Here is a 20,329-nt window from a genome sequence, read left to right on the forward strand (position 1 = left end):
GTGGATCCGTCCGGGATCACACCTCCTTCGCGCGATAGCGCCGCATCTTGGCACGCGCCCCGCACACCCGCATGGAGCACCAGCGGCCCCGTCCGGCCGGGCTGCGGTCGTAGTACGCCCAGTGGCAGGTGTCGGCCTCGCACGCCTTGAGCCGCGTCCAGGTGCCCTCCACGAGCGCCTGGGCCACCGCGGCGGCGACCCGGGAGAGCAGGGGGGCGGGGTCGAGGGGGGCCAGACGCGCGGAGCCGTCGCGGTCGTCGACGGCCACGACCAGCGGGGACGCGGCGAGAAGCTCGCCGAGGGGGGTCACCGGGCGGTGCGGCGGGTGACCGGCGTGCGCGAGCAGCGCGGCCCGCAGGGACTCGCGCAGCTCGCGGGCCGCGGGCAGGCCGGCCTCCGTGATCCCGAAGGGCGCCCGGCCGTCCGCGGTGTCGAGCGAGTCGGCGCCCGACTCGACGTCCAGCGTGTTCACCAGGGACTCGACCAGAGCCAGGCCCCCCGGCGCGGGCGATCTCTCACTCATGCCAGCGACGGTACCCCGCAAAAGGGGGATCGCCGAGATAAGCCCAAAAGGGGCCACGGGGTGATCTTGAAGCCTTGAGTGCCCGGGCTCACCTACGGCGGCGGGCGGCTGGATCGCGCTCGGCGACGTGCTGGGCGACCGCATCGACGCCGGGACGTGCATACCGTTCCAGGGACCGCACGGACGCGTGCCGCGAGCGGGCCAGCAGCATGGGCGTGGACGTGCCGTCCTCCGCGTCGTGGGTGAGCGCACTGTGGCGGAGCCGGTGGAGCGTCCAGCCCTCCAGTTCGTCGAAGTCGTCGGGGCTGGCGAGGGGGTTGGCCAGCAGTCGGGTGCTCGCCTCGAAGATTTCCTCGGCGCGGCGGTAGGACAGTCTCGCGCGGCCGGTGGCCGGGCAGATGTCCAGGCTCGGGGTGCGAGCAGGGGCTCTGCGGTCGGTGAGGAAGAGCGGGCCGCGGGTGCGGCCGGCGATGAGGCGAGGCAGGAGCTGGGCGGTGCCGGACTGCCAGTGGATCCATTCGATGGCGCCGCCCTTGGAGACGACGCGTCCGCGCTTGTCAGAGGGGAACAGCTCTTCGATGTTCAGGCACAGAATCTCGTCTGCTCTGGCCGCGCTCTCGTAGAGGAGCTTCCAGAACGTCTTCTCCCGTACGGACGCGTCCAGTTGCCATAGGGCGGTGATCTGTGGTTTGGACAGTGCCTTCGTACGGTCCGGCGGGGCCGGGCGGCGCTCGATCCCGATCGTGGGGTCGGCTTCGATCCACCCTTGAGCCTGCCACCATCCGAGCGCCTTGCGCGCGATGGACAGTTCACGGTTGACGGTGTCGGCGTCCATCTCGTCCGCCCGCGCCGCGGCGAGTTCGGCGAGCGCCGACGGCAGTTCAGGGTCGTCGATCGCGGCTAGCTCGAAAGGTGCGGGCTTGGCGCCGCGGCGATCGGGCCCGGTCGGTGCCGGTTCGCCGCGCAGCATCCATCCCCAAGTGGTGAGCGAGATCCGGTAGATCCGTGCGGAGGACTTCGCGATGCCCGCGCCGGTGAGGTACCGCTCGACCGCAGCTTCGTACGACGGGGGCCGGGCGGACAGCGGCACGACCCGGGCGCGCGGCAACCGTAATGCGCCCCCGTTCTCCGGCGCGGCCGCCCGTTCGATTGCCACCCGTCCGCCCCTTTCGGCCCTGCCGCAGTAAATGCGTACACCTCACCCCGCATCACGATCCTGGCGCGAGATCGAACATCCAAGGTCGCTGAAGGGGCGCCGAGGGAAGGGTATCGGCTCTGCCGCAGTAAATCCGGTATTTACTGCGGCAGACACCAAACGCTCACGTCCCTTTGTCGCGCACAGCTGGAGAAGGATCTTAAAGATGCACTACTTTCTAAAGCCCCTTTAACTGAGGGGTGGTTGGCTCAATACTCGGGGGAGGAAAAGATGGTGGAGCTCGGGATCCTGGCAGGCGCGGCGGTAGGCATCGCAGCGGACTTCCTGGCCGGAGTCGTGCAGGACGTGGCGGCCGGCACCGTGACAGAACTGGTGAGGCAGCGCCTGGGGTCGACCGATGACGGCGCGAGAGCGCTGGACCGGCTTGAAGACACTCCGCAGGACTCCGGACGGCGAATGGAAGCCGCGAGCATGCTAGCCAGCGCCGCTCAGAGCGACCCTGCGTTCGCGCAGGCCCTGAACGACGCGGTGAACGTCTACCACCAGGACACGGACCAGGGCACCGCCACCTCCGGCTCGCCGCACCACCAGGTCAACATCAGCGGTGGTGACATCAGCGGGAAGGGCCACCAGGTCGCCGGCGGCAACATTGACAACAGCAGGAAGCGCAACATCCGCATCGGCTTCGGAGCGTTCGCCCTCCTCGCTGTCGTCCTCGGTGGCTACGGAGTCACGCAGTGGGTCGGCGGCGACGGCGGGACCAAAGCAAATGGCCAGCCGTCCATTTCGGGAGATACGGTCGGCCCGCAGGGTTCTGCTGTCGGCGACGCGAAAGTACCGGAATCCAAGACGGTCAACTTCGACATCCAGGGGACGTATATCGACTTGGGAGGCGGTAAGACCATCTACCGCTCTCGCGGGAAGGTAACCGCAACGGTTGGTCAGCCCACCCAAAGCGACGACGCGTGCGGACTGAAGGCTCTTCCCGGCAAGTCAATCGTTCCGGTGACGCTCGAAGTCCTCAATGCAAACGATCCACGCTGGGAAGCTGATTCCAGCAAGTTCGATCCCGATACCGCCACGATTTCCATTAAGGGCGTCCCGGAGGGGGTGACGTACTACACCCGAAACGAGGTGGTCAACTGTGGACCTGGGCTTCTGCTTGGGAGTCGAGGCGGTTCTGGGGCTGTGAACACCGGGACACTCATCCTGCAAGGAGTGCCTGAAGGGAAAACATCCGATATCACCTTCGAAGTCAAGGGCCCCGATAGTGTCCTCGATAAGTATGAGGAAGGGATGACGTACAAGGAAGGGCGCCCTCAGCCCTTCTCAATCTCGGTTCAAGGTTAGTCACACTTCGTGGTCCACGCGTGGATATACGTCAGTGCCTGACGGCACTGACTTCTCGGAGCAAGGAGGGGAGTAGATGGCCGCACCGGGACGTCGGGAGCGGATGCGGGCCCAGATGTCTGGCGAAGTGCGGTCCATTGCCCGCCACATCATCGCTCACCAGGGCGTCGAGGCTCTCACCCTTGCGGAGATCGCGCGACGTGTCGGCGTGACCCCTGCAGCCCTGTATCACCATTTCGATGACGGACTCCCGGAGATCGTGTACCGGGTCGCCGAGGACATCGTCGACGACCTGGTACACGAGCTGCAGTCCGCAGCCGATTCCCACCCTGAAGACAAATTCGCGATGCGGATGATCGAGCCAGTGCGTGCACTTCGCAACTGGGCAATAACGCACCAGTCCGAATTCAATCTGCTGTTCGGTACCCCGTCCGCAGCCGCCGGTGACGCCCACGCAGAGCTGACCAGCGCCTGGGTGCGGCGGCTTGCCGCCGTCTGGGGCCCGATCTTCGTGCAGCTGTGGGCGGAACGCCGGTTTCCGGTCCTCGCAGACGATGAAATGGACCCTCGTCTGCGGCAACAGATGCAGGATTACCGAGCAGACACCGGCGTGGACCTTCCCCCTGGCGCGATGGTTGTGATGCTGAGCTGCTGGCGGTCGCTCTACGGTCAAATCGCGTTGGAGGTCTTCGGGCACTTCGCCCCCCTCTTCTCCGACCAGGAGCCCATGTTCGAGCTGCTGATGCAAGACCTGATGCGTGGCATGGGCCTCGAAGACCAGTACCAGCCGCCGACCAGATAAGCCCTGAATCGCCGACATTAATTGCAGGGAAGGCTGGAACTTGAGCTAAAGCGCGTACGTACACCAAGGCGACCACACAGCAATGCTTGAAAGGGATTTCGTCGGTGACTCAGAGAACTGACCTTGTCGATGTGAAGATCGAAAATCAAGTGCTCTGGATCGGGGCAGACGCTTATCCGTTGCGGAACGTAACGGCCACTCGCCGCCAGGTCATTGAAGCTGATCGCGGGGGCAGCGTAAAGAGCTTCGTAAAGTCCGTCATCGCACTTTTTGTTGCCATGGTCATTTTGATGACAGCAGGCGAGACTTTCAGTCAGACGTTGAAGGAACTTGCGCCAGGCGTCTCGGTCCTCGTGTTCCTCATACTGGTCATCGTGCTAGTGAAGAGGCTGCGCACGCCAGACGTCCACGTGCTGAACATCGAGACGCCCAGCGCAGCAGAGACGGTCATTGCAAGCACCGACTGGATTAAGGTACACGCCCTCAACAAGCAGATCACGGAAGCGATTAGCGACCCGAACACGGAATTCCACGTGCAGATCGAGACCGTGCACATTGGCGACAAAATCACGCAACACGGCGGCTACAACATCGGAAAGCAGGCTGGGTGAAGTGAGCAACAGTTTCCATATTGGCGACTCCGTCACGCAGTACGGTGACCACAACATCGGTATCGCTAAGAGCCAGGCACCCGCTGAGGCCGGGGCACATTTGGAGACGCTGCTTGAGGCGGTGCGGCTCTTGCGAGAGCACGTTCCCGAGGAGGACCAACAGGTCCTTGACGACGCGCTGGAGACGATCGAGGCGGAGCCAAGTTCCCCTAACGGCGCTGTACGTCGGGCGCTCGCAAGTATTGCCGGCATCGCCTCGATGGTTGGCACCATTGGTGTTCCTGTGATTGAGGCAGTGCAGGGTGTAAGAGCAGCCCTCGGGGGCTGACTGCCACTGTCACACCGGGGGTGCGACCGTATCGGGCAGACCGGGTCGAAGTCCCGATGTAGTTCGCCGCTCGTTGTGAGCGAGTCACCGACGCCAGCCACAAGGAGGCTGATTGATGTCTACGTGGTTGATCATCGAAGAGGAGACGGTCACAGCCGATGGGCTGGCATCGCATCGACAGGTCAAGGCTCGGACGGTGAGCGGGAACAAGACGCGGGAGGAGGCACTCGTCGAACTGCACAAGGCGGCCAGGAACTACGACTCCGACTCGCTGAAGCGCGGCTCAACGGTGGTGGGACGAGGCAGTGACGGCTCCTTCTGGGTGCTTCCGAAGAACGGCAAGGGCCACGCCTCCTGCAACCTCCGACTCATCGAGCAGATACGTCCCTGAGCCGTGCTGATTCCTGTCGCTGAAGCCGTTGGGCCGGATCAGGCAGCCTGGCCGTAGCCGCCAGCGGCCTGGTCTGGCTCGCGCAGCAGGGTGAAGTCGACGTCGAGTTTCGGGTGATACGCCTCTGGCTCGATGCCGAGTTCGTGCGTGCTGTACTCGCCGAACCGTTTGATGTGCTCGGTCAGGTATGGCGAGATGTGCGCCAGGTCCTCGGGGTCGATCTCCCATCCCTCCTCCAGGAGCTGGCGGACGATCTCGGCGATGTCCAGGGCGTTGTGGAAGATCACGGCGTTGGTCAACAAGGCGTTGAACTTCATCGCCTTCTCCTGCTCGACAGGATCGTTGTCGGCGATGACGCCCCGGTTGCCGAAGCCGACCCACTGGGAGAACCGGTTGAACGACTCCACCTTGTTCGTCGCCGCTGTCACCCGCCGGCGCAGCGGCGCGTCCGTCAGATACCGAAGCAGCTGCACTGTACGGATCACACGGCCGACCTCGCGGAACGCGGTGTACGTGGCGTTCTTGTGGGAGCCGGAGCGCAGCCGCTTGAGCAGCGTCGCCGAGGAGATGACACCCTCACGGACGGAGACGGCCACCCGCATCAGGTGCCGGAACTGGGACTCGATCAGGTCGAAGTCGATGACGTTCTTCCCGGCCTCGCCGAACAGGGCGTCGATGTGCACGTACTCGGTGGTCTTGGACGGCCGGTAGAAGACCAGGCCCTTCCAGTTCCTGATCCTGGGCATCAGGTCGAAGCCCAGCAGGTGCGCCAGAGTGAAGACAGGCAGTGACTGGCCCTGCGTGTCGGCGTGCACGGTGGTGGGCTTGACCTCGGAGGCGTTCTTGAGCAGGCCCTCGATGATGTAGACGGCCTCCCACACCCCGCACGGAATGAAGTGCGTGAACAGCGCGATGTAGGTGTCCGAGATATGGTGGTAGGCGATGCCGCCCGGCTTGCCGTACCTGACGGACGTCTCGGCGAGCAGGTTGTCGAGGTAAGTGTCCATGTGCGTGCCGTCCGCCGCGACGGACGGGCCCATGTTGGTGCCCTTGACGAAGGTGGTGAGCACGTACCGGCCGAACGGGTCGGCGAGCTTCGGGTCGTGGCCCGAGGGCGGCCCGAAACGGCGCCACCACTCCACCCAGTACGCGGTCCGCGCACAGATCCCGATCAGCGTGCGCTCCGGCATCCTCGCCTTGACCTCCTGCTCCAGCCGCTTCGCCGACGGCCGCTGTCCCTCCGAGCGGTGCGCCTTGAGCGACGGGATACCGGTCGCCGGGTCGATGACCAGGCTCTCGTTGTCCGGATACCCGGCGTCGAAGCCGGCGGCCTCACCCTCGTCCTCGGCCAGCCCAATCTCCACCAGGTAGGCGGGCAGCTTCTCCTCGACGACCTCCCACGCGAGCAACTGCTTGGACCAGTCGCCGTACTCCTCCGAGCCGGCCACCGCCACATCCCCGGTGCGCAGTTCCTCGGCGAGGTAGGTGAACACCATCGCCTCGAAGTGCCGGCGCACGAACTGCCCCGGCCGCGTCCGGTCGACCACGGCCTTCTGCCAGTTCTGCGTGGCGAAGGAGACGTCGACCGGACGGCCGTCCTCACCGAGCGCGCTGATGTACTCGCCGCGGGCGCCCTGGTTGCGGCGGGCGTGCGCGAGCGCGGCCAGCGCCGTCCGGTCCTCCGAGGTCGCGGCGAACTCCAGCTTCCCGGCCAGGTCGAACATCAGGGCCCGGTCCCGGCCGATCTGCCCGTACAGCAGCACCTCCCAGAAGTTGCCGTGATGGGCGGAGACCTTCTCGATCTGCTCGTACTCCCTGGCGAACCCGCCGAACCCCTCCACCGCCCGGGTCACCGTGCCCAGCCCTCCGGCCTGCACCGTCATGGCCTTCAGGAAGGCGAGCACCGCCGGGGACACTTTCCCCTCCAGCCGCCGGGTGACCTCGTCGGCCGGCGCCTGTTCGTCCAGGCCCTGAAGGGCTCCGGCCGCCTCGGCGGTCATCGCGGCGGCCTTCGCCAGCGCCTCCTGGGCCGGGCCACCGTCATCGAGGTGCTTAAGCACCGTGCGGTAGTTGCCGATCAGAGTCTCGGTCATCTCCCGCTCGGCGAGCCTCAGCGCCTGCAGTTCCTCCTTCGCCCTCTTCGTCTTCGACCCGACCCGCTTGCAGAACATCAGCGCCAGCTCGTCCCGCACCCGCATCCGTGCCTTGTGCACCAGGCACGCCATCAACGCGACCCGCTTGACCGGCGTGTACGCCTTCAGCTCGGACGCGTCCGCCGCATCCGCCTCCCCGGCGAAATCCGTGACCTTCCGCGGAGCCACACCGTCCGTCCACACCCAGGAATCGCCCAGGGCATCCAGCCACTCCAGCTGCGCGATCAGCCGCTTGAAGTGCGACCAGGTCGGACTCTGCGCGAACTTCTTCAGCCGGTTGTACTGCGTGGTGCCGTCCGCGTCGCGCTCCTCCAGGAGCCGCATCAGCCCCGCCCGCTCCACCGCGCTCATCCGGTCGTGGATGCCCGCGCAGATCGACGCATTGACCTCCTTGCGGACGGTCGAAGCCATCGCGTCCAGGGTGGAGAACGCCGGCAGCTCCAGTCCGGCCCCCACGACCTTCTCCAGCGCGATGTTGATCAGATCTGCCGGGCGGTTCTTCGCCGCGGCCTCGCTGCGGATCGACGCCTCGGCGATCCTCCGGGCCTCGGCCTGGTCGTAGACCACGCCCACCCGCTGCCGCACCAGGCCCCGGTGGTTCTTCGCGGTCTTCACCGCCTGGTACAGCGGCAGCGTGCCCTCCGGCAGCTCCACCGCCCGCCGCACGAAGTCCACCACCATCTCCGGGACGTCCTCCAGCCTGGGGAAACACCCCATCCGCTGATAGGACTTCAGCATCAGCAGTAGCGCCAACAGATGCTCGTCGCAGTCCGTGACCTCCGACGCCCACGCGACCTCATCACGTGTCGGCGAGAAGAACAGATGCAGCTCATGCGCGGTGATCAGCCGCTTGAACCGCGGATACGCGGTCCGCTCGATCGAGGTCACAAGTCCCGCCCCGGCCCCAGACGACAAGCCCAACATCACACCAACGAGGCCAAGCCGAACAGGTGACGGGTTGCGGCCTCAAGGCATCAAGATCATCTCGTGGCCCCTTCTGGGCTTATCTCGGCGATCCCCCCAAACCGGTTGCGGCGTTACCGGCTATACGGGAGCATGCGGTAACGGTTACCGGTTACCCGCCTCTGTGGGTAACCGGCTACCGCCGAACCGATCATCCGTCACTGGGAGGCAGCAATGGCTCTGGCCGAACTGGGTGTCGTCGTCCTGGACTGTCCCGACCCGCGCGCGCTCGCCGGTTTCTACGCCGGGGTGCTGGGCGGCACCGTCGAGGGCGAGGGCGACTGGGTGGACCTGAAGGTGCCGGGCGGACCCGCGCTGGCCTTCCAGAAGGCACCGGGGTTCGTGCCGCCGAAGTGGCCGGCGGCCGACCACTCGCAGCAGTTCCACCTGGACCTGACCGTCGAGGACCTGGACGCGGCGGAGAAGGGCGTCCTCGAGCTCGGGGCCAGGCCGCTGGACGCGGAGGACCGGGCCCGTACGTTCCGGGTTTACGCGGACCCGGCCGGGCACCCGTTCTGCCTCTGCGCCTGCTGACACCGGCGGGCGCCCGCTGACGCCCGCTGACGCCGGCGGACACCGACAGACAGGAGAGCCCGATGCCCGCCGTGGCACGTCTGCGTTCCGTCGTGATCGACTGTCCCGACCCGCACGCCCTGGCCGGGTTCTACGCCCGGGTGGGCGGCGGCACGCCGCAGGCCGAGGACGACGACTGGGTCGTCCTGCGGATCCCGGACGGGCCGCGGCTGGCGTTCCAGCGGGCGCCCGGGTACGCCCCGCCCCGGTGGCCGCGCGCCGACCGGGACTCCCAGCAGTTCCACCTGGACTTCGACGCGGGCGCCACCTGGGAGGAGATGGACGCGGCCCACGAGAAGGTGCTGGCCCTGGGCGCCCGCCCGCTGGATGTGGAGGACGCGGAGAAGAAGGACTTCCGGGTGTACGCCGACCCGGCCGGGCACCCGTTCTGCCTGTGCCGGATCGAGCACCTCTGAGACCGCCCGTCCCGCCGGGGCCCGGGGTTCAGCCGTCGAGTTCCTCGAGGGTGGCGTTGGAGGGGCCGCGGGTGGTGCGCAGCTCGCGGGCCACGTCCTCGGCGGCGCCCAGCACGCGCACCGCGTTCTGCCAGGTCAGCTTGGCCAGGTCGGACGTCGACCAGCCGCGGTCCAGCAGTTCGGCGAGCAGGTTCGGGTAGCCGGAGACGTCGTCGAGGCCGTCGGGGGTGAAGGCCGTGCCGTCGTAGTCGCCGCCGATGCCGAGGTGGTCGACACCGGCGACCTCGCGCATGTGGTCCAGGTGGTCGGCGACCGTGGACACCGTGGCGACCGGGCGCGGGCTGCGCTCCTCGAAGGCGCGGTGCACCTTCATCGCCTCGGGGGTGGTGTCGAGGTGGTGGAAGCCGTGGGCGCGCATGTTCTCGTCGGCGGCGGCCGTCCAGTCGACGGCGGCCTGGAGCACGAACTTCGGCACGAAGGTGACCATGGCCACGCCGCCGTTCGCGGGCAGCCGCTCCAGCACGTCGTCCGGGATGTTGCGCGGGTGGTCGCAGACGGCCCGCGCGGAGGAGTGCGAGAAGATCACCGGCGCGGAGCTGGCGTCCAGCGCGTCCCGCATGGTGGTGGCGGCCACGTGGGAGAGGTCGACCAGCATGCCCAGGCGGTTCATCTCCCGCACCACCGCGCGGCCGAAGGCCGACAGACCGCCCACCCGCGGGGTGTCCGTGGCCGAGTCCGCCCACGGCACGTTGTCGTTGTGGGTGAGGGTCAGGTAGCGGACGCCCAGCTCGTACAGCCCGCGCAGGGTGCCCAGGGAGCCGGCGATGCTGTGGCCGCCCTCGGCGCCCATCAGGGAGGCGATGCGGCCCTGCGCGCGCGCCGCCTCCATGTCGGCGGCGGTCAGGGCGGGGGCCAGGTCCGCCGGGTAGCGGGCGAGCAGCTGCCGTACGCAGTCGATCTGCTCCAGGGTCGCCGCCACCGGCTCGGGCTGGTCGGCGGGGACGTACACCGACCAGTACTGCGCGCCGACGCCGCCCTCGCGCAGGCGCGGGATGTCGGTGTGCAGGCGGGCGCTCTGGCGCGCGGCGACGTCCAGGGCCCCGAGGTCGTAGCGGGCCTGCTTGCGCAGCGCCCAGGGCAGGTCGTTGTGGCCGTCGACGACCGGGAACTCGCGCAGCAGTTCCCGTGCGCGCTCCAGGTGGCTCACGGCGGTCACTTCCCCGCGCCGCAGCCGAAACCGCCGCCGGCGCCCTCGACCTTGGTGCGCAGCCGCTTGCCCTTCTCGGTGGCCTGGTCGTTGAGCTCCTGCTGGAACTCCCGCATCCGGGCGAGCAGTTCCTCGTCGTGGGCGGCGAGGATGCGCGCGGCGAGCAGTCCGGCGTTGCGGGCGCCGCCCACGGAGACGGTCGCCACGGGGACCCCGGCCGGCATCTGCACGATCGACAGCAGCGAGTCCATGCCGTCCAGGTACTTCAGCGGCACGGGCACACCGATCACCGGCAGCGGGGTGACGGAGGCGAGCATGCCGGGCAGGTGGGCGGCACCGCCCGCGCCCGCGATGATCGCCTTCAGCCCGCGCTCGGCCGCCTGCTCGCCGTAGGTGATCATCTCGCGCGGCATGCGGTGCGCGGAGACGACGTCGACCTCGTAGGCGATCTCGAACTCGTCGAGCGCCTTGGCGGCGGCCTCCATGACGGGCCAGTCGGAGTCCGACCCCATGACGATGCCAACAACAGGGCTCATTCGGTGATGGTGCCTCTCAGGTAGCCGGCTGCGTGACGGGCGCGCTCGAGCACCTCGTCCAGGTCGTCGCCGTAGGTGTTGACGTGTCCCACCTTGCGGCCGGGCTTCACGTCCTTGCCGTACATGTGGATCTTCAACTGGGGGTCGCGGGCCATGCAGTGCAGGTACGCCGAGTACATGTCGGGGTAGTCGCCGCCGAGCACGTTGACCATGACCGTCCACTTCGCGCGCGGGCGCGGGTCGCCCAGCGGCAGGTCGAGGACCGCGCGGACGTGGTTGGCGAACTGCGAGGTGACCGCGCCGTCCATCGACCAGTGGCCCGAGTTGTGCGGGCGCATGGCCAGTTCGTTGACGAGGACGCGGCCGTCGCGGGTCTGGAACAGCTCGACGGCGAGGTGGCCGACGACGCCGAGTTCCTTCGCGATCCGCAGCGCCATCTCCTCGGCCTGGAGCGCGAGGTTCTCGTCCAGGCCGGGGGCCGGGGCGATCACCGTGTCGCAGACGCCGTTCACCTGGCGCGACTCGACCACGGGGTAGGCGACGGCCTGGCCGTGCGGGGAGCGTACGACGTTGGCGGCGAGCTCGCGGACGAAGTCGACCTTCTCCTCGGCGAGGACGGGCACGCCGGCCCGGAAGGGCTCCTCGGCCTCCTCCACCGAGCGGACCACCCAGACGCCCTTGCCGTCATAGCCGCCGCGGACCGTCTTCAGGACGACGGGGAACCCGTCCGCCGGCCGCCCGCCGTCCTCGCCGGCGGAGGCGCCGGGCCCGTCCTGTGCCCCGGGGCCGTCCTGGGCCGCGAGCTCGGCCGCGAACGCGGCCACGTCCTGCGGATCGGTCACGATCCGGTGCCGCGGGCACGGCACGCCGATCGCGTCGAGCCTGGCCCGCATCACGCCCTTGTCCTGGGCGTGCACGAGCGCGTCGGGGCCGGGGCGCACGGGTATGCCGTCCGCCTCCAGGGCCCGCAGGTGCTCGGTGGGCACGTGCTCGTGATCGAAGGTGATCACGTCACAGCCCCGCGCGAAGGCGCGCAGCGTCTCCAGGTCGCGGTAGTCGCCGACGACGACATCGCTCACGACCTGCGCCGCGGAGTCCTGTGGGGTGTCACTGAGGAGCTTGAACCTGATGCCCAACGGGATGCCCGCCTCGTGTGTCATACGAGCGAGCTGACCCCCGCCGACCATGCCGACTACCGGGAATGTCACGCCTCAAGGGTATCGGCCGCGCCACGGCGGCCGGATCCCGCCCGCGCGGGCCGCGCGGCATTGCGGACGTACCGCCCGCAGCCGCCGGAATCGGTGGTTTCGCTCCCGTCGTTTCCCGGCCTCTTTCCGACCGGGGTTACCCAGCTCACGGCCGGTCCCCGGGCGCGGGCAGCGGGCGCTGGTTAGCATGGCGGGGTTGACACAACCGACCGGACGGGGGCCTGCACGGCCATGGGACAGGGTTCCTCGGGACTCCGATCGGCGCCCCCGGCGCCCCGGAGCGCGTTGCGCCGGCGCATCGGACAGCTGTGGCGCGAGGTCGCGAAGTTCGGTGCGGTGGGCGGGGCGGGGCTCCTGGTCAACCTGCTCGTCTTCAACCTGGTGCGGAACGTGACCGACCTCCAGGTGGTGCGGGCGAGCGTCATCGCGACCGTCGTCGCGATCATCTTCAACTACGTCGGCTTCCGCTACTTCACCTACCGGGACCGCGACAAGAGCGGCCGCACCAAGGAACTCACCCTGTTCCTGCTGTTCAGCGTGGTCGGGCTGGTGATCGAGAACGGTGTGCTGTACCTGGCGACGTACGGCTTCGGCTGGGACAGCCGGCTGCAGAGCAACATCTTCAAGTTCCTGGGCATCGGCGTGGCGACCCTGTTCCGCTTCTGGTCCTACCGCACCTGGGTATTCCGCGCCCTCCCGGTCCGCGACACGGTGGCGGACGCGGAGTCGATCCTGGCGGCCGAGTCGAAGAAGCCCCGCACCCGGGTCCCGCGCTGACCGTCGCGCGCCGGCCCGTCCCGCGGACCGCGCCGACCGCACCTCGGACCGCGCCAACCGTTTCGCGGGCCGCGCCGACCGTCGCGGGCCGCGCCGACCGTCCCCAGGACCGCGCCGACCGTCCCCCGGGCCGCGCGGGCGGGCCGGCGGGTCCGGCGGGTCCGGCGGGTCAGCGGACCGTCGGGGCGTCCTCGGCGGTCTTCTTCGGCGGCGGGGTGCGCGACAGGAACAGGCCGAAGACCGGCGGCTGGGCCTGGAGCAGTTCCAGACGGCCCCCGTCGGCCTCCGCGAGGTCCCGGGCGACCGCGAGGCCGATGCCCGTGGAGTTGCGGCCGCTGATCGTGCGCTCGAAGATGCGGGCGCCCAGGTCGGCGGGGACGCCCGGCCCCTCGTCGGTGACCTCGACGACCGCCTGGTTGCCGGTGACGCGGGTGCGCAGCGCCACCGTGCCGCCGCCGTGCATCAGGGAGTTCTCGATCAGCGCCGCCAGCACCTGCGCCACCGCGCCCGGTGTGCCCACCGCCCGCAGGTGCCGCTTGCCGGAGCTGACGATCGCGCGGCCGGCGCTGCGGTAGGCCGGCCGCCACTCGGCGATCTGCTGCTGGATCACCTCGTCGAGGTCGAAGGAGACGGCGGAGCCGCTGCGCGGGTCGCGGGAGTTGGTCAGCAGGCGTTCCACCACGTCCGTCAGCCGCTCGACCTGGGTGAGCGCGACGTTCGCCTCCTCCTTCACCGTGTCCGGGTCGTCGGTGAGGGTGATCTCCTCCAGCCGCATGGACAGCGCGGTCAGCGGGGTGCGCAGCTGGTGGGAGGCGTCGGCGGCCAGTCGGCGCTCCGCGGTGAGCATGCGGGCGATCTTCTCGGCCGAGCGGTCCAGCACATCGGCGACCCGGTCCAGCTCGGGGACGCCGTAGCGCTTGTGGCGGGGACGCGGGTCGCCGGAGCCGAGGCGTTCGGCGGTCTCCGCGAGGTCGGTCAGCGGGGACGCGAGCCGGCTGGCCTGGCGGATCGCGAGCAGTACGGCGGCCACCACCGCGAGCAGCGCCACCAGCCCGATGATCAGCAGGGTGCGGCCGACCTCCCGGGTCACCGAGGAGCGTGACTCCTCCATGCGCACGGTCTCGCCCCGCTCACCGCGGGCCGTGGAATGGATCACGTCGCCGGCGGGCCTGCTGCCGATGCGGATCGGCCGCTGTCCCGGGATGCTCACCACGGCGTACTGGCCGGGGGCCACCTGGTCGGCCAGGATCCGCGCGTTGACGGTCTCCGAGCCCATCAGCCGGCTGTCGACGATGCTGGCCAGCCGCAGCGCCTCGGAGTCCACGCGCTCCTGGGCGCTGTTGCTGATCGTCCGGGTCTCGACGATCACCAGGGAGACGCCGAAGACGGCGATCACGACGAGCACCACGGCGAGCGTGGACTGGATCAGTCGGCGGCGCATGTCCTCTTACCTGCGGGGGCGGCCCGGGTGATGGGGCTCAGCTCTTCTCGAAGCGGAAGCCCACGCCGCGCACGGTGGCGATGTAGCGGGGGTTCGCGGCGTCGTCGCCGAGCTTCTTGCGCAGCCAGGAGATGTGCATGTCGAGGGTCTTGGTGGACGACCACCAGGTGGTGTCCCAGACCTCGCGCATCAGCTGGTCGCGGGTGACGACCCGGCCCGCGTCCCGCACCAGCACCCGCAGCAGGTCGAACTCCTTGGCGGTGAGCTGGAGTTCCTCCTCGCCCATCCACGCCCGGTGGGACTCGACGTCGATGCGGACGCCGTGGGTCGCGGGCGGCTGCTGGGGCTCGGCGGCGCCGCGCCGGAGCAGGGCCCGGACCCGGGCGAGCAGTTCGGCGAGCCGGAACGGCTTGGTGACGTAGTCGTCGGCGCCCGCGTCGAGCCCGACGACGGTGTCCACCTCGTCGGCGCGCGCGGTGAGGATGAGGATGGGCACCGTGTGGCCGTCGGAGCGCAGCCGGCGGGCGACCTCCAGGCCGTCCATGCCGGGCAGGCCGAGGTCCAGCACGACCAGGTCGACGCCGCCCTGCATTCCGGCGTCGAGCGCGGCGGGTCCGTCCTCACGCACCTCGACCTCGTAGCCTTCCCGGCGCAGTGCGCGGGCCAGCGGCTCCGAGATGGACGCGTCGTCCTCGGCGAGCAGTACACGGGTCATGAGGTGATGGTAGTCCGCCGTGCCGTCCGTCAGTGCGGTGCTGCGGTGTGACGGGGAACCGGCTCTCTTACCTTGCGGCCGGCCTGCGGCCGGCTTGCGGCCGGCTTGCGGCTCGCGGGCACGGAACCTTCACCGCCCCTTGCCACGCCGTGGTCCGGACCAATCATCGGAAGATGCGATCCTTGGAAGACCTTCGAAAGGCCGCCGGGGTTGCCGCCATCACCTGTGATCCGCGTCTCAGGTGTGCCAAATCCGGTGTTGTCCTGCCGTATGGTGAGTTGAACGCCTGTAGCACGCAGCGGACCTTTGGTGTTCATCCGTCACCGAGGGTCCCTTTTGTGTGCGAGCCGGCCCGTGCGGCCGGCCGGAAGGAATGACCTAGGGCCGGGCCCCGCCCGCGGATCGACGCGGGTGGCGGCGTGGATCCCGGTGGCCGTCGTCCGCCGCTCCGTGACCCGGGGCGGACTCCCCTGGGCGTGGGGTGGGCGTCCGGCCCCGCCGGTGCCGGCCACCCCCACCGGGCGCGTCCCCGCTCATCGCGGCGCGTCCCGACCAGCAAGGAACGACCATGGCGTCCAGCCTGACGAAGGACTCGGTCCAACCGGGCACCCCCGGCTCCGAGAAGACCTTCTTCGGCCACCCCCGCGGCCTGGCCACCCTCTTCATGACCGAGATGTGGGAGCGCTTCTCCTACTACGGCATGAAGGCACTGCTCCCGCTGTACCTGGTGGCACCGGGCGGCCTGCACATGAGCGCGGCCTCCGCGACCGCGATCTACTCGGTGTACCTGTCCCTCGTGTACCTGCTCACGCTGCCCGGCGGCTGGTTCGCGGACCGCGTCCTCGGCCCCCGCAGGACGGTCGCCGTCGCGGGCGCGGTCATCATGCTCGGCCACCTCACCCTGGCGCTGCCCTTCTCCGGCACGTTCTTCGCGGGTCTCGGCCTGGTCGCGATCGGCTCCGGTCTGCTGAAGGCCAACATCTCCACCATGGTCGGCCACCTCTACGACGGCCCGGACGACCCGCGCCGCGACGGTGGCTTCACGGTCTTCTACATCGGCATCAACCTCGGCGCCTTCGCCGCCCCGCTGGTCATCGGTACCGTCGGCGAGAACGTCAACTGGCACTTCGGCTTCGCGCTGGCGGCGCTCGGCATGGCGCTGGGCCTGGCCCAGTTCCTGCTCGGCACCCGCCACCTGAGCTCCCGCTCGGACGTCGTCCCGACCCCGCTGTCGGCCGAGGAGAAGCGCGCCACCCTGACGAAGGCCGCCCTGTGGGCGGGCGTCGCGGTGGTCTTCTACGCGATCGTCGGCCTCTCCGGCGCCTACACGCTGAACTGGCTGCTGGTGCCGATCACCGTCGCCGGCCTGGTCATCCCGGTCCTGGTCATCGCCCGGATCAAGCGGGACCGCGCGCTCGACCGCGCCGAGCAGTCGAAGATGACGGCGTACATCTGGTTCTTCGTGGCCGCGGCCGTGTTCTGGATGATCTACGACCAGGGCGGCTCCACGGTGTCTCTGTTCGCCGACTCCTCGGCGAAGAACACCATCCTCGGCTGGAACTTCCCGGTCTCCTGGTACCAGTCGGTCAACCCGGTCATGATCATGGCCCTCGCCCCGGTCTTCGCCTGGGCGTGGCTGGCGCTGGCCCGGCGCGGCAAGGAGCCGAGCACCGCGGTGAAGTTCGCGATGGGCCTGGTGCTGATCGGCGCGTCCTTCTTCCTCTTCCTCGCCCCGCTGGCGATCGCCGACGGCGGTCACAAGGCGGCCGCGCTGTGGCTGGTCGCGATCTACTTCGTGCAGACCGTCGGCGAGCTGACGCTGTCCCCGGTGGGCCTGTCGGTCACCACGAAGATGGCTCCCGCGAAGTACGCCTCCCAGATGATGGGCGTCTGGTTCCTGGCCGTCACCGCCGGTGACGCCACGACCGGCCTGCTCTCCATCGCCGGCGTCGACCTCAACAAGACGGGCATCGTGACCCTGGAGGCCGCCCTCGCCGTGCTCGCCGGCGCGGCGGTGTGGATGTACCGCAGGAAGGTCAAGGAGCTGATGGGCGACGTGCACTGACGCACGCCCCCGCTCTCCCGGAGGGCCACCGCATCCCCAGGGACGCGGTGGCCCTCCGGCGTTCGCACGGCCCACGCCGCGCGGGCGCCACGGGGGCGGGGGGATGCGGCGGTGGCCGACGGGACAGGGCCGGTGGGCGGTTGACCGCCGACGGGACGGGGGCGGAGGGACGGCTGACGGTGCGTCGGACCGCCGGGCGGGCAGGAGAGGGGAGAGGCCGGAGGGGCGGCCTGTGCCTCACGGACGTACGCCGCACGGACGTGCGCCTCACGCACCTGCGCCGCACGGACGTACGCCGCACGGACGTGCGCCTCACGCACCTGTGCCTCACGGACGTACGCCGCACGGACGTGCGCCTCACGCACCTGCGCCTCAGGGACGCGCGCGCCTCACGGACCGGGGCCGCGCGGTCCGCGGCAGCCGTACGGTGCGGTTCCGCCCGGGGGCGGGGGCGGGGAGCCGTCCCGTCCGTCCGGTCCGTCCGGTCTACGCCGGGGCGCCCAGTTCCGCCCACACCCTCTTGCCGGCCACGCCGGGGGTGCGGAGCACGCCCCAGTCCAGGCACAGGCGCTGCACGATGAACATGCCGTGGCCGCCGGGGCGGCCGGCGCGGTGCGGGGTGCGCGGGGCCGGCTGGCCGGTGCCGCGGTCGGACACCTCGATGTGGATCACCTTGCTGTCGATGGTGATCTCCAGCACGTCCGGGCCCTCGGCGTGCAGACAGGCGTTGGTGACCAGTTCCGAGACGACGAGGAGGACGTCCTCGGCGGCGGCGCGCTGGTCGGCGGTCGCGGCGGGCAGCCAGCCGGAGTCGTACAGCGCCTGGCGGGTGAAGTCGCGGGCGAGCGGCACGACGCCGCTCTGGCCGTCGAAGCTCAGTCTGCGGACCTGGCGACCCCCCGACGGGACCGCCGGCGCGGCCGTCGCACCCCCTGCGGACGCTTCGGCAGCGGGCGCACCCCCCTCGGACACCCCGGAAGCGCCGCTGGGCTCCGGGCCGCGGTCGCCCGGCGAGTAAGGCCGGGTGGTGCTCATCAGCGCTTCACCTCACCGATTCACCGTTCACGATGCACGATTCAGAAGTCGTCACTGCACACGTACTTGGGCAGTACACCAGTACACACGCCATTCCGCCGGTCTCCGGATCCCGGCCCGGTGGCCGAACCGCCGAACCGCTCACAGGAAGTCTCCTGCCCGACCGATCCGGCGGAACACCACCGTATTCGGCGCGCCGGCCGTGGCGTCCGGACGCCGCGAGCGGCCGTGCCGTACGGGCCCGGACCTGCGCGACAGGGCGCGTCGGCTCGCGGAGGAGGGACCCGTGGGGCGCCGCCTCGGGGAGCGGGGTCCCGTGCGGCTCCGGGGCCCGGGGACACGGAGAGGACATGCGGTCGGCCCGGCGCCCGGCTCAGCCGGACTCGTCGGCCAGGGCGTCCTCGAGCGTGTCGTGCACGCTGAAGACCGCGTCCGCTCCGGTGATCTCGAACACGCGCGCCACCACCGGCTGCATTCCGGCGAGGTGCACACCGCCCCCGGCCGCCTCCGCCTTCAGCCGCGCGCCCAGCAGGACATTGAGCCCCGTGGAGTCGCAGAACTCCAGGCGCGAGCAGTCCACGACCAGCCGCGACCGTCCCTTCTCGAGGCACTCCTCGAGCGGCTCGCGCAGCAGGTCGGCCGTGTGGTGATCCAACTCACCCGACGGCGTCACGACGGCGCTGGAGCCCTCTTGCCGCACCTCCACCAGAAGCCGGCCCGACTGTGCACTGCCGACCGTCCCGCGGTCCATGCCGTCTCTCTCTCCCGGGGTCTTCGCTGCTGACTGACGCCCTCGAACACTACGCCTTCCCTCACCGCTCCGACACCCGAACAACTACACACAATCGGACATACCCCCACACAACGCACTTGCGGTGGCTGTGGGAAAGCGGGTAGGGCTAGTAGAGACACGTACCCGACACGGCCGGCTTTGGAGGCGCCGCACACCGCAGTGCACGAATGGCCCCGGCAGCCATATGCCGAGAACGATGGAGGACATCATGTCACCCCGGCTCGACGCATCGCATACCCAGAGGGCGACGTCGGCATCCCCCACGGAGTCCCTGGATCCGATCGAGCTTCACGACGTACGCGACGCCGTACGCGCCGAGCGGGCCCCACTGGCCGATCCGGCCGACGTCCTGGCCGGACTCCCGGACATCCCCCCTTACGACGAAGTGGCCCCGGACGACGCCCGGGCCCTGTCCAGAACCCTCTTCGAGCGGCTGGAGTCCCTCGAGGAAGGCACCCACGAGCACGCCTACGTCCGCAACACGCTCGTCGAACTCAACCTCGCCCTGGTCAAGTTCGCCGCCTCCCGCTTCCGCTCCCGCAGCGAGCCGATGGAGGACATCATCCAGGTCGGCACGATCGGCCTGATCAAGGCGATCGACCGCTTCGAGCTCTCGCGGGGCGTCGAGTTCCCCACGTTCGCGATGCCTACCATCGTGGGCGAGATCAAGCGCTTCTTCCGCGACACCTCGTGGTCCGTGCGCGTCCCGCGCCGGCTCCAGGAGCTGCGGCTGGACCTCGCCAAGGCCGGTGACGAACTGGCGCAGCGGCTGGACCGCGCCCCCACGGTGACGGAACTGGCCGCGCACCTCGGCCTGTCCCGGGACGAGGTCGTCGAGGGCATGGCCGCCTCCAACGCCTACACCGCCTCCTCGCTGGACGCCCAGCCCGAGGACGACGACTCCGAGGGCGCGCTCGCGGACCGCATCGGCTACGAGGACCACGGGCTCGAAGGCATCGAGTACGTCGAGTCGTTGAAGCCGCTCATCGCCGAACTCCCCTCGCGGGACCGGAAGATCCTCTCGCTGCGGTTCGTCGCCAACATGACCCAGTCGGAGATCGGCGAGGAGCTCGGCATCTCCCAGATGCACGTCTCCCGGCTGCTGTCCAGGACGCTGGTGAGGCTGCGCCGCGGGCTGACCGTCGACGAATGACCGGTGTGACACGAGGTGTCCGTCCGGGAGCCCGAGGGCGCCGGACGGGCCCCTTCGGTTACCCGGGGAAACCTCTTCCCCGCACCCCCCGGTACCACTAGGGTCACCCCCCGAACCGGCCGGTACGTGACGA

General features: G+C 69.5%; 20 protein-coding genes. 10 read left to right on the forward strand and 10 right to left on the reverse strand.

Translation table 11 applies throughout. The features are described from left to right. Nucleotides 1-16: 16 nt before the first annotated feature. A complete protein-coding gene (locus ACI2LW_RS29675) occupies nt 17-523 on the reverse strand; it encodes a CGNR zinc finger domain-containing protein (protein ID WP_404734323.1) in 507 nt (168 codons plus the stop codon). A gap of 88 nt (nt 524-611) precedes the next feature. Beyond that, nucleotides 612-1,679, reverse strand: coding sequence for a tyrosine-type recombinase/integrase (locus ACI2LW_RS29680; protein WP_404734324.1), 1,068 nt, complete (start codon nt 1,677-1,679; stop codon nt 612-614). A gap of 270 nt (nt 1,680-1,949) precedes the next feature. Here ACI2LW_RS29680 and ACI2LW_RS29685 point away from each other — a divergent pair, with 270 nt between their 5' ends. From ACI2LW_RS29685 to ACI2LW_RS29705, 5 genes are all read left to right on the forward strand, one after another. Continuing rightward, nucleotides 1,950-3,029 (forward strand): hypothetical protein, encoded by a 1,080-nt coding sequence (locus ACI2LW_RS29685; RefSeq protein ID WP_404734325.1) that lies wholly within the window; start codon nt 1,950-1,952, stop codon nt 3,027-3,029. Between the two features lie 76 nt (nt 3,030-3,105). Next, nucleotides 3,106-3,831, forward strand: a complete 726-nt coding sequence (locus tag ACI2LW_RS29690) for a TetR/AcrR family transcriptional regulator (protein ID WP_404734326.1) — start codon at nt 3,106-3,108, stop codon at nt 3,829-3,831. A 104-nt stretch (nt 3,832-3,935) separates the two neighbouring features. Beyond that, on the forward strand, nt 3,936-4,442 hold the full coding sequence (locus ACI2LW_RS29695; RefSeq protein WP_404734327.1) for a DUF6232 family protein: 507 nt from the start codon (nt 3,936-3,938) through the stop codon (nt 4,440-4,442). A gap of 1 nt (nt 4,443) precedes the next feature. Continuing rightward, nucleotides 4,444-4,770 carry a hypothetical protein gene (locus ACI2LW_RS29700; RefSeq protein WP_404734328.1) on the forward strand — a complete coding sequence of 109 codons (327 nt, stop codon included), beginning with the start codon at nt 4,444-4,446 and terminating at the stop codon, nt 4,768-4,770. Between the two features lie 196 nt (nt 4,771-4,966). After that, nucleotides 4,967-5,161, forward strand: coding sequence for a hypothetical protein (locus ACI2LW_RS29705; RefSeq protein WP_404734329.1), 195 nt, complete (start codon nt 4,967-4,969; stop codon nt 5,159-5,161). Between the two features lie 38 nt (nt 5,162-5,199). Here ACI2LW_RS29705 and ACI2LW_RS29710 read toward each other — a convergent pair whose 3' ends face one another. Next, a complete protein-coding gene (locus tag ACI2LW_RS29710; RefSeq protein WP_404734330.1) occupies nt 5,200-8,202 on the reverse strand; it encodes a Tn3 family transposase in 3,003 nt (1,000 codons plus the stop codon). 249 nt (nt 8,203-8,451) lie between these two features. On the opposite strand from ACI2LW_RS29710, the gene ACI2LW_RS29715 reads away from it, so the two are divergent. Together ACI2LW_RS29715 and ACI2LW_RS29720 are read left to right on the forward strand one after the other, a co-directional pair. Continuing rightward, nucleotides 8,452-8,811, forward strand: coding sequence for a VOC family protein (locus ACI2LW_RS29715; protein ID WP_404734331.1), 360 nt, complete (start codon nt 8,452-8,454; stop codon nt 8,809-8,811). 62 nt (nt 8,812-8,873) lie between these two features. Beyond that, the gene (locus ACI2LW_RS29720; RefSeq protein WP_404734332.1) at nt 8,874-9,266 is read left to right on the forward strand and encodes a VOC family protein; all 393 of its coding nucleotides are present in this window, start codon (nt 8,874-8,876) and stop codon (nt 9,264-9,266) included. Between the two features lie 28 nt (nt 9,267-9,294). Here the strand turns inward: ACI2LW_RS29720 and ACI2LW_RS29725 are convergent, their stop codons facing one another. From ACI2LW_RS29725 to ACI2LW_RS29735, 3 genes are read right to left on the reverse strand one after another with little or no spacing between them, the layout of a single operon-like run. Continuing rightward, nucleotides 9,295-10,482: a dipeptidase gene (locus ACI2LW_RS29725; protein WP_404734333.1), complete on the reverse strand. Its 1,188-nt coding sequence runs from the start codon at nt 10,480-10,482 to the stop codon at nt 9,295-9,297. Next, entirely contained in the window at nt 10,479-11,009 is a 531-nt protein-coding gene (purE, locus tag ACI2LW_RS29730; protein WP_404734334.1) for a 5-(carboxyamino)imidazole ribonucleotide mutase, read from the reverse strand. The genes ACI2LW_RS29725 and purE overlap by 4 nt, the downstream gene beginning before the upstream one ends. After that, nucleotides 11,006-12,217, reverse strand: a complete 1,212-nt coding sequence (locus ACI2LW_RS29735) for a 5-(carboxyamino)imidazole ribonucleotide synthase (RefSeq protein WP_404734335.1) — start codon at nt 12,215-12,217, stop codon at nt 11,006-11,008. The genes purE and ACI2LW_RS29735 overlap by 4 nt, the downstream gene beginning before the upstream one ends. Before the next feature lie 231 nt (nt 12,218-12,448). On the opposite strand from ACI2LW_RS29735, the gene ACI2LW_RS29740 reads away from it, so the two are divergent. Then, the gene (locus ACI2LW_RS29740) at nt 12,449-12,994 is read left to right on the forward strand and encodes a GtrA family protein (RefSeq protein WP_404734336.1); all 546 of its coding nucleotides are present in this window, start codon (nt 12,449-12,451) and stop codon (nt 12,992-12,994) included. A gap of 169 nt (nt 12,995-13,163) precedes the next feature. Here ACI2LW_RS29740 and ACI2LW_RS29745 read toward each other — a convergent pair whose 3' ends face one another. Together ACI2LW_RS29745 and ACI2LW_RS29750 are read right to left on the reverse strand one after the other, a co-directional pair. Next, the gene (locus ACI2LW_RS29745; protein ID WP_404734337.1) at nt 13,164-14,435 is read right to left on the reverse strand and encodes an ATP-binding protein; all 1,272 of its coding nucleotides are present in this window, start codon (nt 14,433-14,435) and stop codon (nt 13,164-13,166) included. Between the two features lie 37 nt (nt 14,436-14,472). Further along, nucleotides 14,473-15,150 carry a response regulator transcription factor gene (locus ACI2LW_RS29750; RefSeq protein ID WP_326802750.1) on the reverse strand — a complete coding sequence of 226 codons (678 nt, stop codon included), beginning with the start codon at nt 15,148-15,150 and terminating at the stop codon, nt 14,473-14,475. A 568-nt stretch (nt 15,151-15,718) separates the two neighbouring features. Between ACI2LW_RS29750 and ACI2LW_RS29755 the strand changes: the two genes are divergently transcribed. After that, a complete protein-coding gene (locus ACI2LW_RS29755) occupies nt 15,719-17,215 on the forward strand; it encodes an oligopeptide:H+ symporter (protein WP_404734338.1) in 1,497 nt (498 codons plus the stop codon). Nucleotides 17,216-17,701: 486 nt separating this feature from the next. On the opposite strand, the gene ACI2LW_RS29760 is transcribed toward ACI2LW_RS29755, so the two are convergent. Both ACI2LW_RS29760 and ACI2LW_RS29765 read right to left on the reverse strand, forming a co-directional pair. Further along, nucleotides 17,702-18,250 (reverse strand): ATP-binding protein, encoded by a 549-nt coding sequence (locus ACI2LW_RS29760; protein ID WP_404734339.1) that lies wholly within the window; start codon nt 18,248-18,250, stop codon nt 17,702-17,704. A gap of 373 nt (nt 18,251-18,623) precedes the next feature. Beyond that, nucleotides 18,624-19,001, reverse strand: a complete 378-nt coding sequence (locus ACI2LW_RS29765) for an STAS domain-containing protein (protein ID WP_404734340.1) — start codon at nt 18,999-19,001, stop codon at nt 18,624-18,626. Nucleotides 19,002-19,239: 238 nt separating this feature from the next. Between ACI2LW_RS29765 and ACI2LW_RS29770 the strand changes: the two genes are divergently transcribed. Further along, nucleotides 19,240-20,196, forward strand: a complete 957-nt coding sequence (locus ACI2LW_RS29770; protein ID WP_404734341.1) for an RNA polymerase sigma factor SigF — start codon at nt 19,240-19,242, stop codon at nt 20,194-20,196. Nucleotides 20,197-20,329 lie beyond the last annotated feature (133 nt).

It is taken from the genome of Streptomyces sp. NPDC004065, assembly GCF_044903565.1.
Taxonomy (GTDB): domain Bacteria; phylum Actinomycetota; class Actinomycetes; order Streptomycetales; family Streptomycetaceae; genus Streptomyces.